Origin of the sequence: Cognatiyoonia sp. IB215446 (genome assembly GCF_033963825.1) — a bacterium.
In the GTDB taxonomy this organism is placed as follows: domain Bacteria; phylum Pseudomonadota; class Alphaproteobacteria; order Rhodobacterales; family Rhodobacteraceae; genus Yoonia.
This window is the reverse complement of the sequence record NZ_JAXBMD010000002.1, coordinates 581,746-595,874: the sequence shown is the minus strand read 5'-3', so window position 1 is coordinate 595,874 and position 14,129 is coordinate 581,746. Positions and strand designations below refer to the sequence as shown.

Sequence of the window (14,129 nt, the reverse complement as noted above, 5' to 3'; positions counted from 1 at the left end):
AGGCAATACGCGGCCCTGACCCGCAGAACAAGCACGGGCCGCGACAACGGGCGCGTCACATGCGACTTACTTTGAGGCAGTCCGGATCGGCTGGCGATAAAAGTAGTGCGAGCCGATAGCCGCCGTGCGCGGGAAGCGCTGTGCCCAAGACGGGTTCACCGCCTTGGTGTGGTAGTGCGTTGCACCGCCCGTCAATGCACGGGGCGTGCCTTCCATCAAGAGCTGCGCAACCTTGCCGACACGTTCCCATGAGCGGGGCTCACCAATCGTTTCGGCCAGACCGTCACAGGTATAGGTGAACTGGCATGCATATTTGCGGCCCGTGCCCTGATTGATCACAGCGCAGAGCGTGTTTGGATAGGCGCTGCTATCCACACGGTTCAGGATCACCTCACCAACCGCGAACATGCCGCGCACTGTCTCACCGCGCGCCTCAAAGTAAAGCGCCTCGGCCAAACAGGCCCACTCATCATCTCCGTCAGCAACAGGCAGCGATGCGAGATAGGCGCGGTCATAAACCACGCCCGACTGAGTCGCGACACCGCGTTCGCTGGCAGGCGGCAGCGATGTCAGCATGGTCATCCGTGTATCTGGCACAACGGCCAGCGCCTGCCGTTCCTGGCCCAGAATGGCCCCCAGACGGCTGGCCAAAAGATCATCAGCAAAGGTGGCAGAGCCACTCAAAGTCAGTGTTGCCGCAGCAATTGCGGCGCAAAACGCCTTAAAAATCGTCATAATATTCCCACCCAGGAATCCACGCGAACTTGCCCCGCGCTAGCGACGGCGGAGATAAGACATCGCGCGCTTTACGTCTAGTCCCCGGGATAGACTGTCGCAGTTAGCGAAACATCAACTCGCGCACCACCGCCACTATTTCGCAATATCACGGGATTTGCGGCATTTTCGCCACAATATCTGGATCTTGCTCAGGCGTTCATCCGCTCTTGCAACGCCAATTGGGCGGCAGTGAGTCGCGCAACCGGCACCCGGAAGGGCGAGCAGGAGACGTAATCGAACTTGTGTTCGCGGCAAAAGGCGATTGCCGAGCGGCTGCCGCCGTGCTCGCCACAGATTGCCAGAACAACATCCGGACGCCCGGCCCGGCCCCGTTCCGCGCCAAGCGATACAAGTTCACCGACCCCTTCGATATCGAGCGTATGGAACGGATCTTCGGCATAAACACCCTGCTGAACATAGGCCGACATGAAACGCCCCGCATCGTCACGGGACAGGCCGTATGTCATCTGCGTCAGGTCATTTGTGCCGAAGGACAGGAACTCCGCATGCTCGACAATGTCTTGCGCGCGCAGAGCACCGCGGGGTGTTTCGACCATGACACCAAGCCGATAACTAAAGACCGCCCGGTTCTTGGCGCGCACCGCATTGGCCACCCCGTCAATGCGGGCGCGCATCAACTCAACCTCGCGCATCGCACTGACAAGCGGGATCATGATTTCCACGTCAATCGTGACACCCTGGGACTGGACGGCAGCCAGGGCCTCAAAAATCGCGCGCGCCTGCATGTCGTAGATCTCGGGGATCGCGATGCCCAGCCGCACACCGCGCATGCCCAGCATCGGGTTGTACTCGCGCAAGGCATTCACCCGCTCTGTCACGGCGGCAAGCGGCAGCGCCATCTGCTCAGCCAAGTCCCGCAGCCCCGCTTTGTCGGCAGGCAGAAACTCATGCAGGGGCGGGTCAAACAGACGGACGCAGACATTCTTGCCCGCCATGATCGCAAACAGCGCCTGAAAATCAGCGCGCTGCATCGGCAGCAAACGGTCGAGTACTGCCCGACGATCATCGCTGCTTTCCGCAAAGATCATCTCGCGCATGACACCGAGTCGTTCATCATCAAAGAACATATGCTCGGTCCGACAAAGGCCGATGCCCTCAGCGGCAAAGTTCTGGGCCGTGTGTGCGTCAGCAGGCGTATCGGCATTGGCGCGCACACCGATATCCCGGAAATCGTCAGCCCAGGTGAGCAGGGTCTGAAAGGCGCCATCAAGAGCAGCCTCCAGCATAGGCGGTGAGCCAGCCAGCACTTGCCCGGTCGTGCCATCAACGGTGATCAGGTCTCCCGCAGCGAAACGGCGGCCGTCCCTGCCAATGATCCCGCCACGCTTGCGGTCAATCACAAGGTCCGACGCGCCCACGATACACGGTACACCAAGACCACGCCCGATCACGGCGGCATGGCTTGTCACCCCGCCGCGCATCGTTAGAACCGCCTGGGCGGCATGCATACCGCGAATATCTTCGGGAGTCGTCTCACGCCGGACGAGCACGCATGGCTCGCCGCGCGCCGCACTCGCCTGCGCCTCATTCGCGGTCAGCACGATCCGACCGGTCGCCGCACCGGGACTCGCGGGAATGCCGGAGACGATCATATCACGGGTCGCGCTCGGATCGATCTGGCGGTGTAGAAGTTCAGACAACGCCGATGGTTCAACACGCAAAACGGCCTCTTCGCGCGGGATGATGCTGTCTTCGGCCAAAGCCACCGCTATCGCGACCGAGGCGCGGGACGAGCGTTGGACGCGCACCGCATCCAGCACATGCAATGTGCCATCATCGATGGTGAATTCCACCTGCATCTCTTCCCGCAATTTGCGACGGCAGAGATCGCCGTATTCCTTGAGCTGCGCAAAAGGTTCCGGGCAGCGTTCCTCCAGCGACGGCCCGCGTGGGTCCTTCGTCAGGTAAAGCGCACTGTCGGTATCGCCTAGCGCCTCGCGCCCCTGGCTTTGGCCCAGATAACGCCCGGTGATCTGCGGCTGGCCGGTGGCGCTGTCCACATACTGGATCACGCCTGACCCGCATTCGCCCTGCCCCACGCCCAGCGCCATTTTCTGCACGACAAGGCCCAGCCCCGCATCCACCGGCGCGCCTTTGGCCTGCCGCAACAGCCGGGCGGTGGTGCCATCCCAGGCCCGCGCCATAGACCGCAGCACCTCACCCAGTTGCGTCGCCGGGTCCTGCGGGAATGGCTCATCGGTTTCCAGCTCATATGTGTCCAGCATCGCGCGCAGGCTGACCGCATCGGGCACATCGGGCAGATAGAATTCTTCCGGGTCGAGCCGCGCCACATGAATGGCATAGGATTGCACAAAGCGCAGATAGACCGCAGTGGCCGCCCATTCCCCGATCACCGGGATCATCTCGGCCAGACGCGCATCGTTCATCCCGATATTCAGGATCGCGCCAGGCCCACCCCAATCCGGATCCTGACTTGACGGACGGACAGACACGAGCGGGTTTTCCCCAAAGGGCGCCAGCAGCGCCTCCATATCCGGCAGATGTCCTTGCGCGATCCGGTGCACAACATCAAACGACAGCGCCATCGTGCGCGGCACGGGCATGCCCATGCGGATCAGCCGCTGCAGGCATTTCGCACGGCCACCATGCACCTCTGCCGACATTTTGGCGGTTGGTGTGATCAGCGTCAGGGCCTGATATGTCGTCTGTTGCTGCAATGCGGCAAAACCTCATGTTCACCTGCAGCATAAGTCATAAATCGGTTACGTGTAGGAAAATCTTTATGGACTTTTGTCTAGCCTTCGATTTTGGTCAGATCAGCGACGCTGAGGCATATTTTCCTGATCCGTGACAAGAGGTTAAGCCGGTTGCGGCGCAATACCGCACTTTCGGCGTTCACTTGCACATCGGTGAAAAATTGGTCAATCGGCCCGCGAAGTGCCGCCATAGCAGTCATCGCGGTGCTGAAATCCTCGGCTTCCATGGCCGGTGCGATCTTCGCATCTGCAGCATCGAGAGCAGCAAAAAGCGCCTTCTCGGCGGGGTCTTCGGCGAATTTCGGATCGGCCCCATAGGAGTATTCGACCCCATCCGCCTCTTCCGCTTGGGTGAGGATATTGTTGGCGCGCTTGAACCCCTGGATCAGGTTTTCGCCGTCATCGGTGGCGAGGGTTGCGGCCAGCGCCTGAGCCCGTTTGACGAGCAAGGTCAAATCATCATTCCCCGGCATCGCGATGCAAGCATCGATGATGTCATGGCGGATACCTTTGTCTTTCAGGAAGACTTTGAGGCGATCGTGGAAGAAGGAGAGGAGGTCGCGTGAGACCTCAAACCTGTTTCGACTGATCTCATTCATCTGATCGCGCGCACTTGAGGCAGCCAAAGTCTGCTCAAGATGATCAGCATGCCAGTTCTCTACGTCTTTCTGCTCTTCCGGCGTTTCGCGGCCAAGCAACTCTGATTGCCTCTCAGCAAGCTTTCGACGTTGGCGTGTCTCAGCAACATCGCTGACAAATACTGGTGCGTTCCCGGTGATGGCATTCATGGAAATTCGTACTTCATTCTCCAATACCAACCGAATAACCCCAAGCGCCGCCCTTCGCAGTGCAAACGGGTCCTTACTGCCGGTCGGTTTCTCATCAATCGCCCAGAACCCGGTCAGCGTGTCGATCTTGTCGGCCAGTGCCACGGCGACCGATACCGGCGCGGTTGGCACGTCATCCGACGGCCCTAACGGCGAATAGTGTTCCTCGCAGGCTTCTGGCACGCCATCATCGTGGCCCGCAGCTTCTGCGTAGTAGCGGCCCATCAACCCCTGCAGTTCAGGGAACTCATAGACCATTTCGGATGCCAGGTCGGATTTGCAAATCCGTGCGGCTTCTGCCGCCAGATCGGGTTTGACCCCGACGCTTGGCGCAATCTCGCGCGCCAGCGCCTCGATCCGTTTGATCCGGTCGGCCTGTGAGCCCAGCTTGTTGTGGAAGGTGACATCCGCCAAAGGCGCGCCCATGCCTTCCAGCCCCTTGGTCTTGACCGTGCGCAGATCATTCTCCCAAAAGAACTTCGCATCCGCCAGCCGCGCCGACAGCACCTTTTGGTTGCCCGCGAGGATCGTCGCGCCGTTATCCGCCGTTTCCATATTGGCAACGGTAACAAAGCGTTCGATCCGGCCCGTTTTGGGGTTCTTGACGGAAAAGAACTTCTGATGCTCTTTCATTGAAGTCTGCAGCACCTCTGGCGGCAGGTCCAGAAAGGCGTCGTCGATTTTGCCCAGCAGCACGACGGGCCATTCGACCAGCCCCGCAACCTCGGCCAAAAGCCCGCGATCTTCGACCACTTCGAGGCCCAGCGCGAAGGCCTGATTTGTGGCCTCGGCCCAGATCGCCTCGGCCCGTTCATCGGCGCGAAGAATAACATGCGCGCGCTTGAGCTTCGCCTCGTAATCATCGAAAGACGAAACAGAAATCGCGCTTTTTGACATGAACCGGTGCCCTTGCGTCGTATTGCCCGACGCGATGCCATCCACCTTTAGCGGGACGACTTCAGCGCCAGCCTCATCGACCAGAATGGAAAGAATGGAATGCAGCGGGCGCACCCATTTCAGCGGACCTGCACCCCAGCGCATGGATTTGGGCCAGGGGAAGTTGCGGATGGTGGTCTCAAGCACTTCGGCGATGATCTCCGCCGCCTTGCGCCCCGGCTTTTCGATCACCGCGAAATAGACCTGCCCCTTCTTGTCATCACGCACTTCAAGGTCTTCGCGCGCCACCCCGGCCCCGCGCAAAAAACCCTCAACCGCCTTGTCCGGCGCGCCGACCTTCGGGCCCCGCCTTTCTTCGCGCACCGGCTTGCTTTCCGCCGTCAGACCATCAATCGCCAGCGTTAACCGACGGGGTGTTGAGAACGCCGCGGCACCGGCATAGGTCAGGCCAGCCTCGACCAACCCATCCGTCACCAGCTTTTGCAGATCCTCCGCCGCACGCTTTTGCATGCGCGCGGGGATTTCCTCGGAAAAGAGTTCGATCAGAAGGTCAGGCATTATTGCAGGCTTTCGGGGGCTGGGGGGCAGTCTTCGGGGACAGGTTCGCGGTTGAACACAACCTCGCCGCAGGGATTGATCTGGTGCCAGGCAAAGGCGCGGCCATCGGGGTAGATCGCGACCAGACGGTCGATGCCATAGGTGATGTTTTCGACACCAAGAAACGGGATCGCCTCACCACTTGCGATATCGGCCCCGATCTGGGCCGCGTCGAAGCAGTCAAACCAAGGTGGAGCAACCAGCGGTTCCGCATCATCGCGGATGATGAAGGTTTCGGTCAGCATCGCCTGGCTCAGTGGTGTGGTGAAACAGGCGCGATAGCGGATGGGGCTGCTGTCTGAATCAATGGCCTCGAAATCCTCAAAAAGGATCGGTTCCGCTTCGCCGGTGACGAGATTGGTCAGGCGCACATCCGCCGCCTCGGCCTGCACCTCTTCATAAAAGGCGTAGACCTGATTGTAGTACAAAAGCGCCCCGGCGATCGCTGCAAGCACAAGCATCCCCACAATGATTATCCGTGCCATCAGGCGGCCTGCCCCCCGGCCCCGGTCTGGACAAAGGCATCGGCGCACATCTTGGCCAGCGCGCGGACACGCCCGATATAGGCCTGCCGTTCCGTGACCGAGATCACGCCGCGTGCGTCGAGCAGGTTGAAGACGTGAGAGGCCTTGATGCATTGGTCATAGGCTGGATGCGCCATGATGATGCGCAGGCCGGTTTTGTGGTCCTCATGCGGTTCGTTCAGGATGCGCTGACACTCTGCTTCGGCATCCTTGAAGTGCTGTAAAAGGACCTCCGTATCGGCCACGTCAAAGTTCCAGCGGGCATATTCCTGCTCTGTCTGTTTGAAGATGTCGCCATAGGTCAGCGGGATCGGCGTCTGCGGGTCGTTGAAGGGCATGTCCATCACATGGTCGACGCCCAGCACATACATCGCCAGACGCTCCAACCCATAGGTCAATTCACCCGAAACCGGCTTGCAATCATGCCCGCCGACCTGCTGGAAATAGGTGAACTGGCTGACTTCCATACCGTCGCACCAGACCTCCCAGCCCAGCCCCCAGGCACCCAGCGTGGGGCTTTCCCAGTCATCTTCGACAAAACGGATATCGTGCATCGCCGCGTCGATGCCGATGGCGGCGAGCGAGCCCAAGTAGAGCTCCTGCAGATCAGGCGGCGATGGCTTCATGATCACCTGAAACTGATAGTAATGCTGCAAGCGGTTGGGGTTTTCGCCATAGCGCCCATCGGTCGGGCGGCGTGAGGGCTGGACGTAGGCCGCCGCCCACGGCTGATCGCCTAGCGCGCGCAAGGTTGTGGCGGGGTGGAACGTGCCTGCGCCGACCTCCATATCATAGGGCTGCAGAATGGCGCAGCCCTTGCCCGCCCAGTAGGCCTGAAGCGCCAGGATAATCCCTTGAAAACTGCGGGGCGTGTCCACCATATCTCAACCCTTGTCTGCGATCAGGGGTTCAATAGGGTGCCGCGCGCACAGGGTCAATTGGGCAACGGGCTGTGACTTTCTGTCAGCATTTGATCAAATTTTGTGCCGCCACCCTTGCGTCGCCCTGCAGACACGGCCAGTGAATGCAGGACCACTCAAAGGACTTCGGGGATCCAAGATGAAAGCCGTCGCAGCACTGATACTTTTCTTGCTGTCAACACTGCCTGCCGCCGCCCAAGACAACTTTTGGGTGCAGATTGAGGCGCGCCAGACGCTCACGGGTGCGCAGGACCGCGCGCGTGAATATGCAAGACGCCTTGATGACATCAACGGCTTCTATCTGGGCGATGGGTTTTACGGGATTTTCATAGGACCGTTTAGCGAGGCGCAGGCGGAAACGGCGTTGCAACGCCTGCTCGCGCGTGGGGCCATTCCTGGCGACAGTTTTGTCAAGAATGGTCAGTTCTTTAAGCAGCAATTCTGGCCCATCGGGGGCGGCAACGGGCGCGCTGCGGCCGTACCGGACGCACCTGAAGACGCTAGCCGGGCCCAGACGATTGCGTCCGCCGACCCGATCGTGCCGGCCGATGAGACACCGCAAGAGGCACGTGCATCCGAAGCGGAACTCAGCCGCGATGAGAAGGAAGAGTTGCAGCGCGCTTTGCAATGGGGCGGCTTCTACACTGCGGCGATTGACGGCTCATTCGGGCGCGGCACACGGGCCGCGATGCAAGCCTGGCAGGAAGCCAACAATCGCGAACCCACCGGCATCCTCACAACGCGCGAGCGGGTCTTGCTGTTGGAGCAATACAACAGCGTGCTTGACGGGCTGAACTTGCGCCTTGTGCGCGACAGCGCCTCGGGTATCCAAATGCAGATTCCCACCGATATGGTGTCATTCACCGAATACCAGCCGCCATTCGTGCGGTTTGAGGCCAGCGGAGACGTGCCAGAGGCGCTGGTGCTCTTTATCTCGCAGGAAGGCGATGCTGGCAAACTTGTCGGGCTCTATGAGGTGCTGCAAATCCTCGACATCGTCCCGACCGATGGGCCACGCAACATCTCGGAAAGCGGGTTTGAGATTGAAGGGATTGGCGGCGGCATCCACTCCTACACCACCGTGACCCTACAAGATGGTGAGATCAAAGGCTTCATGCTGGTCTGGCCTGAGGGCGATGATGAACGCCGCACGCGGATGCTGGAAGTGATGAGGGACAGTTTTGAACGGCTCTCTGGCGCGCTTGACCCGAACATTGTTCCGGCCAGCGAAGATCAGGCGATTGACATGGTGGCGGGACTCGCTGTGCGGCAGCCGAAACTGTCGCGCTCCGGCTTTTATGTGTCGGGCGACGGGACGGTGGTGACCACGCCAGAGGTGATTGCCGGATGCTCCCGGATCACGTTTGACCGTGAAGACGACGCCGAAGTTGTTTTCCAGGATGATGAACGTGGTCTGGCCATTCTGCGCCCGGTTGAGGCGCTGAGCCCGATCGGGACAGCTACGTTCCAGACAGGCGTGCCGCGTCTGCAGGACCAGATCGCTGTCGCGGGCTACCCTTTCAACGGCGTGCTGAGCGCACCGACGCTGACCTTTGGCCAGATCGTCGATATCCGAGGTCTGAATGGCGACGATACGATCAAGCGGTTATCCATCCTGCCGCAGCCCAGCGATGCGGGCGGGCCTGTTTTTGACGACACAGGCGCGGTACTAGGCATGCTCCTGCCCCGAAAGGACGGCAACACGCGTGTGCTGCCGCCAGAGGTGAATTTCTCGCTTGATGCGGCAGAGATCACCGCCGCACTCACTGAACTGGATATCGCAGTGGAGACAAGCAACGGCGCCCGCCCGATTTCACCTGTCGCCTTGACTCGCCGCGCTGCAGACATCGCTGTGTTGGTCAGTTGCTGGTAGGTGCTGGCGCTACCGCGATGCCTACAGAGCCAAGGCCCTGGGCTGATTAAGCGTGCAACGCGATATCCGATTTGACGTGAATGATCGTGGGTCCCTTGGCTTTCAAAGCATCCTTAATCGCGTGCTGAAACGCAGCGAGATCTTGTGGAGCTGCGGCGGCGGCACCATACGCCTCCGCCAGTTTGCAGAAATCGGGATTGCGCTGAACAACCGCATTCGGCGCGATCTGTGCGCGCACCATTGAATCCTCGATCTCACCCAGCTTGCCGTTGTCCCAGATGATGATCGGCAGGGTCAGTTCCAGTTCGACAGCCACCGCAAGCTCCTGAACCGTATATTGAAATCCGTAATCGCCAAGGATGGCGATGCAGGGTTGGTCACCGATTCCGACTTTGCCGCCGATAGCTGCGGGCAAGGCATAACCGAGCGTCCCAAAGCCGTAGGGATGATGCCAATGGCCAGGGCGATCCATTGGATAGACCTCCTTGGCTGCATAGGCAAATTGGGTCATGTCGGAATAGATCATGGTGTTTGCAGGCAGCGCCTCTTTCAGAGCATCAGCGACAGGCACGATACCGGGGCGCTCGGCGTTGATTTCAGCGCGCCATTTATCCTTATACCCGGCTACAATTTCTTCTGACCAAGTCGCTTTTGGCTCTCCGTCGAGCTTGAGTTCGAGCGTTGAAATGAATTCGGTCGCGTCTCGTTGCAGGCAGTAGTCTTTAGGATGCGCGCGGGCCAGAACTTCGGGGTCAGTATTTACCCAAATAGCACCAGGACGCTGGCCAGCTTCTGCCCTCCATAGATCAACCTCTGCCAAGTCAGTTCCGACAAGAATGACACAATCGCTGGCATCGATGATCTTTTGGCTTTCCGGGCGCGCGAGCGACGCGCCAAAGGCGAGCGAATTACTCGGATCAACTAGGCCCCGCCCCGCATATGTGGTGAATGATGCCGCTCTACATTTTTCAAGCATAGAGGTGATCGGCCTTTGCATCCCCCCTACCCCTGCTGCGCCACCGCCAAATACGAATAAAGGACGTTCGGCCATCATGAGCCGCATTTTGATCATATCTACGACGTCTAGCGGAATAATCGATTGAATCGCGCCAGGTGACCGCTTGACCTGATAGTAACCTTCAGGCGCGGGGGCTTCTGTACCCCATCGCAGGAAGTCGCTTGCAGCTCCTTCTAGCGTAGCAATAGGCACCTGAATGTGCTTTGGACGTGATCGCTTTGCCTGAAATTCCATCATTGCCCGATCAATGAGCGCATAGCCTGCCTCCGCCGTACGGGCTGTCTCCGACCAGTCACAGACCGTCCGCGCAGCGCCTTCCTGATCTTTCATCTGATGCAGCTGCCCCCGGGTTGCTGCGGTCTCATCCAGACATGACGAAATCACCAACATCGGCACGCTGTCGGAATAGGCTTGCCCCATCGGCGTCATGATGTTGCAGAGGCCCGGGCCGGTGATCACGTAAGCCACTCCGGGCTTGCCCGTCGCCCGGGCATAGCCGTCTGCCATGAAGCCGGCCCCCTGCTCATGCCGGGCCAGCACATGGGTGATCCCTGCCTCTTCGATGCCGCGATACATTTCTTGGTTATGCACGCCGGGAATGCCAAAGATTACGTCAACGCCGCGATCTTTCAGCATGTGGCTGATCTGCGCACCCAAAGGCCGTGTTGTCATTAATTTCTCCAGAACTTGATCGACAGAATGGTCAGCACGACCATGATTTCGAGGCGCCCGACGAACATCGCCATCGCCAGAATCCATTTGGCCACGTCATTGATATTCGCGTAGTTACCCGCCGGGCCAATCTCCAAACCTAGGCCGGGCCCGATATTGGCCAGGGCGGCTGCGGCGCCTGAGACCGAAGTGATAAAATCCAGCCCCGTCAGCCCGAGCAACACTGAGGTCGCGCCCAGCGACAAGATGAAAGCCACCAGAAAGGCAATAACGGAGTTCAGCACATCCTCACTGATCGGACGGCCATCATAACGCGGCGTGAACACGCCATGGGGGGAGTGGATCTGTCGGATCTGGCTCTTGATGGCCGCAAAAAGGAGTTGATAGCGGAACACCTTAACCGAGCAAGAGGTTGAGCCAGCGCAGCCACCGATCAACCCGATGAGAAAGAACATCACCACCGGGAACGTCCCCCAACCCATGTAATCGGCACTGGCATAGCCTGTCCCGGTCATGATGGAGGTCACGTTGAACAAGGCCTCCCGAAAGGCGCGTTCAGTCATCTCACCGCCGCGGCCCCAGAGCCATGATGTGACGAGCAACACGCTCAGCCCGATGATCAACAGGAAGGTGTGGATCTGTTTGTCGTTCACCAGCGGTTGAGCGGAGCCCGCCAGCATCTGCACAAACCGCACGAAAGGTAGTGCCGCGAGGATCATGAAGACAACGGCGACATAATGCACGCCCGCGCCCCAGGTCGCGAATGATCTGTCGTAGTTCGCCATGCCGCCGGTCGATACCGTTGTCATCGCATGCACGATGGCATCAAACCCGCCCATCCCCGTCGCCGTATAGGCGAGCATACAGGCGACGGTGAGCGCGACATAGATGCCAGAGATCTGCGTCGCGATCTCGCCTGCGCGGGGCAGGATTTTACCGGATGTCTCAAACCCTTCGGACCGGAAGATCTGCATGCCACCTACGCGAAGTTCAGGAAGAAACACCATGGCCACGACGATAATGCCAACGCCGCCCAGCCATTGCAGAACGCCGCGCCAGAGCTTCAGGCCGTCCGGCAGGTCCTGAAGATTGCCGAATGCCGTCGCGCCAGTTGTGGTGAGGCCAGACATCGCCTCAAAAAACGCATCCGTAAATGTTGCTTCGGTTTCCCCCAGCACGAAGGGGATCGCACCAAACACCGGCAAGGTAAGCCAAACCAGCGAGGTAAGCAGGAAAGTCTGCCGCAGCGACAATCCGGCGGTCACACCGTTTGCGCAGGCCAGTGCCATAAGCCCGCCGGTCAGAGTTGTGATCACAGCGCTTTCGAAGAAGACAAACCAATGCCCGTTGCCAGCCAGCAGGTCTGCCACCAGCGGGCCCAGCATCGTCAACCCCAATGACGCCACAAGCAGACCGATCACATATCCCACGGGGCGCAAATCAAGCATGGCGCAGCGTTGGCCTGCCCAAAGCACGGTGTCAAGAACCGACGCGACGGTTGAAACGCCCCTGCCCTGCCTTAGCTGCCTTCTCATGTTCACGCCCACATACACCGCGGCATTGGAGCGCCTGCACGCATTCGTGCCCCTTGCCGGGCGCGACTATGCGGCCAAACGCAATTTTGATGACACGGCCCATGTGTCAAACCTGTCGCCCTTTCTCCGGCACCGGATCATCACCGAAGAAGAGGTTCTGCGCGCCGTTTTGGGCCGTCACAGCGCGCAGGCGGTCGAGAAATTCGTTCAGGAGGTCTATTGGCGGACTTATTGGAAGGGTTGGCTGGAAATGCGGCCCAGTCTCTGGACGGCCTACAAGGCCGAACTGGGTGCCGCGCTGAACCGGATACAGACCGAAAGCGGCCTTCGTCAGGACTGGGAGGCCGCGTGCACCGGCACAACCGGCATCGATTGCTTTGACCATTGGGCTAAGGAACTTGCCGAGACGGGGTACCTGCACAATCACGCGCGGATGTGGTTCGCCTCGATCTGGATTTTCACCCTGCGGCTCCCTTGGACGCTTGGTGCGGATTTCTTTCTGCGGCACCTCTACGATGGCGATCCAGCCTCAAACACGCTGTCCTGGCGCTGGGTTGCCGGTTTGCAGACCATCGGAAAGACCTATCTCGCGCGACCCGACAACATCGAAAAATACACGAATGGGCGGTTTCGACCCTCGGGGCTTGCACCACATGCCGCACCGCTTGACGGTGCGCCGCATCCGTCACGCGGGCCGCTGCCCGTCAGCGACGGCTTTGATCCCGGCGCACGCACCGGGCTCTTGCTGACCGAAGAAGATCTCTCGCCCGGTTGGCTGCTCGACCAGATCACCCCGGTGGCCACTGCCACAATCCAGACGACGCGCGACCGCAGCCCCCTGATCACGGCACCCGGAGTCTCCCGCTTTGTCGCTGACGCGATGGCCGATTGTGTTTCGCGCTTTGGTGACCGGCTCGGACCCGTGACAAGTGAAACACCCGATACATTGGCTGACTGGGCCAATGCACATGATCTTGAGCAGATTATCACCAGCTACATGCCCGTTGGTCCGCCCGCAGATGCACTTGTCGGACAACCTCTTCGCCAGATTGTGCGCCCCTATGACAGCACCGCCTGGCCCTACGCGACCCATGGTTTTTTCCGGTTCAAAGAGAAGATTCCCGCGCTGATTGGCCAGATCAAAGGGCTCAGCCTTGCATGATCCTCCGGTGAAGCGCGGAGGAAAATCAGAGTATCATGCGATGAAAACCGATTGTCCTGGTTTCCGTCCTGCGGTAGGGTAAACTGAACCGTTTACTCTCCCGCCGCTAGCCAGAGGTGCCCCATGCCCACCACACTGACAATCAATGGCCAATCCCATGACGTTGATCTTCCCGATGAGGTGCCCCTTCTCTGGGTTCTGCGTGATGAGGTCGGGCTGACAGGCACGAAATTCGGCTGCGGCGTCTCCGCCTGCGGGGCCTGCACGGTGCATATCGATGGCGAAGCGGTGCGGTCCTGTCAGGTGGCTCTAGCCGATGTCTGGGGCGAGGTCACCACAATCGAAGGGCTTGGAACGCCCGACAATATGGCCACGATCCAGCAGGCTTGGGTTGATCATCAGGTCGCCCAATGCGGCTACTGCCAGTCGGGCCAGATCATGAACGCCGCAGCATTGCTCGCGCAGACACCCGACCCAACGGATCAGGACATTGATGACGCCATGCAGGGCAATCTTTGCCGCTGCGGCACCTATCCCCGCATCCGGGCCGCGATCAAGGATGCAGCCCAGCGCATTCAGGAGGCTTGAT

10 protein-coding genes are annotated in these 14,129 nt (G+C 59.8%); 3 read left to right on the top strand and 7 right to left on the bottom strand.

Going from position 1 to position 14,129, the window contains the following annotated elements:
* Positions 1-66: 66 nt before the first annotated feature.
* From SLH49_RS10430 to SLH49_RS10410, 5 genes are all read right to left on the bottom strand, one after another.
* Positions 67-735 carry a cell wall hydrolase gene (locus tag SLH49_RS10430; protein ID WP_320269093.1) on the bottom strand — a complete coding sequence of 223 codons (669 nt, stop codon included), beginning with the start codon at positions 733-735 and terminating at the stop codon, positions 67-69.
* Positions 736-926: 191 nt separating this feature from the next.
* Positions 927-3,422: a putative PEP-binding protein gene (locus tag SLH49_RS10425; RefSeq protein ID WP_320269788.1), complete on the bottom strand. Its 2,496-nt coding sequence runs from the start codon at positions 3,420-3,422 to the stop codon at positions 927-929.
* A gap of 131 nt (positions 3,423-3,553) precedes the next feature.
* A complete protein-coding gene (glyS, locus tag SLH49_RS10420) occupies positions 3,554-5,797 on the bottom strand; it encodes a glycine--tRNA ligase subunit beta (protein ID WP_320269092.1) in 2,244 nt (747 codons plus the stop codon).
* A complete protein-coding gene (locus tag SLH49_RS10415) occupies positions 5,797-6,321 on the bottom strand; it encodes a DUF6446 family protein (protein ID WP_320269091.1) in 525 nt (174 codons plus the stop codon). The genes glyS and SLH49_RS10415 overlap by 1 nt, the downstream gene beginning before the upstream one ends.
* Positions 6,321-7,241: a glycine--tRNA ligase subunit alpha gene (locus SLH49_RS10410; protein WP_320269090.1), complete on the bottom strand. Its 921-nt coding sequence runs from the start codon at positions 7,239-7,241 to the stop codon at positions 6,321-6,323. The genes SLH49_RS10415 and SLH49_RS10410 overlap by 1 nt, the downstream gene beginning before the upstream one ends.
* A gap of 178 nt (positions 7,242-7,419) precedes the next feature.
* Here SLH49_RS10410 and SLH49_RS10405 point away from each other — a divergent pair, with 178 nt between their 5' ends.
* Positions 7,420-9,153, top strand: coding sequence for a trypsin-like peptidase domain-containing protein (locus SLH49_RS10405; RefSeq protein WP_320269089.1), 1,734 nt, complete (start codon positions 7,420-7,422; stop codon positions 9,151-9,153).
* Between the two features lie 46 nt (positions 9,154-9,199).
* Here SLH49_RS10405 and SLH49_RS10400 read toward each other — a convergent pair whose 3' ends face one another.
* Both SLH49_RS10400 and SLH49_RS10395 read right to left on the bottom strand, forming a co-directional pair.
* Entirely contained in the window at positions 9,200-10,843 is a 1,644-nt protein-coding gene (locus SLH49_RS10400; RefSeq protein WP_320269088.1) for a thiamine pyrophosphate-binding protein, read from the bottom strand.
* Entirely contained in the window at positions 10,843-12,291 is a 1,449-nt protein-coding gene (locus tag SLH49_RS10395) for a TrkH family potassium uptake protein (RefSeq protein ID WP_320269087.1), read from the bottom strand. Before SLH49_RS10395 ends, SLH49_RS10400 begins: the two co-directional genes overlap by 1 nt.
* An 85-nt stretch (positions 12,292-12,376) precedes the next feature.
* Here SLH49_RS10395 and SLH49_RS10390 point away from each other — a divergent pair, with 85 nt between their 5' ends.
* Together SLH49_RS10390 and SLH49_RS10385 are read left to right on the top strand one after the other, a co-directional pair.
* The gene (locus tag SLH49_RS10390; RefSeq protein WP_320269086.1) at positions 12,377-13,540 is read left to right on the top strand and encodes an FAD-binding domain-containing protein; all 1,164 of its coding nucleotides are present in this window, start codon (positions 12,377-12,379) and stop codon (positions 13,538-13,540) included.
* 123 nt (positions 13,541-13,663) lie between these two features.
* A complete protein-coding gene (locus tag SLH49_RS10385) occupies positions 13,664-14,128 on the top strand; it encodes a (2Fe-2S)-binding protein (protein ID WP_320269085.1) in 465 nt (154 codons plus the stop codon).
* Position 14,129: the final 1 nt, after the last annotated feature.

Coding starts and splice junctions, on each gene's coding strand:
- SLH49_RS10430 (WP_320269093.1), bottom strand. CDS start 735: ATGACGATTTTTAAGGCGTTTTGCGCCGCAATTGCTGCGGCAACACTG.
- SLH49_RS10425 (WP_320269788.1), bottom strand. CDS start 3,422: ATGTCGGCAGAGGTGCATGGTGGCCGTGCGAAATGCCTGCAGCGGCTG.
- glyS (WP_320269092.1), bottom strand. CDS start 5,797: ATGCCTGACCTTCTGATCGAACTCTTTTCCGAGGAAATCCCCGCGCGC.
- SLH49_RS10415 (WP_320269091.1), bottom strand. CDS start 6,321: ATGGCACGGATAATCATTGTGGGGATGCTTGTGCTTGCAGCGATCGCC.
- SLH49_RS10410 (WP_320269090.1), bottom strand. CDS start 7,241: ATGGTGGACACGCCCCGCAGTTTTCAAGGGATTATCCTGGCGCTTCAG.
- SLH49_RS10405 (WP_320269089.1), top strand. CDS start 7,420: ATGAAAGCCGTCGCAGCACTGATACTTTTCTTGCTGTCAACACTGCCT.
- SLH49_RS10400 (WP_320269088.1), bottom strand. CDS start 10,843: ATGACAACACGGCCTTTGGGTGCGCAGATCAGCCACATGCTGAAAGAT.
- SLH49_RS10395 (WP_320269087.1), bottom strand. CDS start 12,291: ATGCTTGATTTGCGCCCCGTGGGATATGTGATCGGTCTGCTTGTGGCG.
- SLH49_RS10390 (WP_320269086.1), top strand. CDS start 12,377: ATGTTCACGCCCACATACACCGCGGCATTGGAGCGCCTGCACGCATTC.
- SLH49_RS10385 (WP_320269085.1), top strand. CDS start 13,664: ATGCCCACCACACTGACAATCAATGGCCAATCCCATGACGTTGATCTT.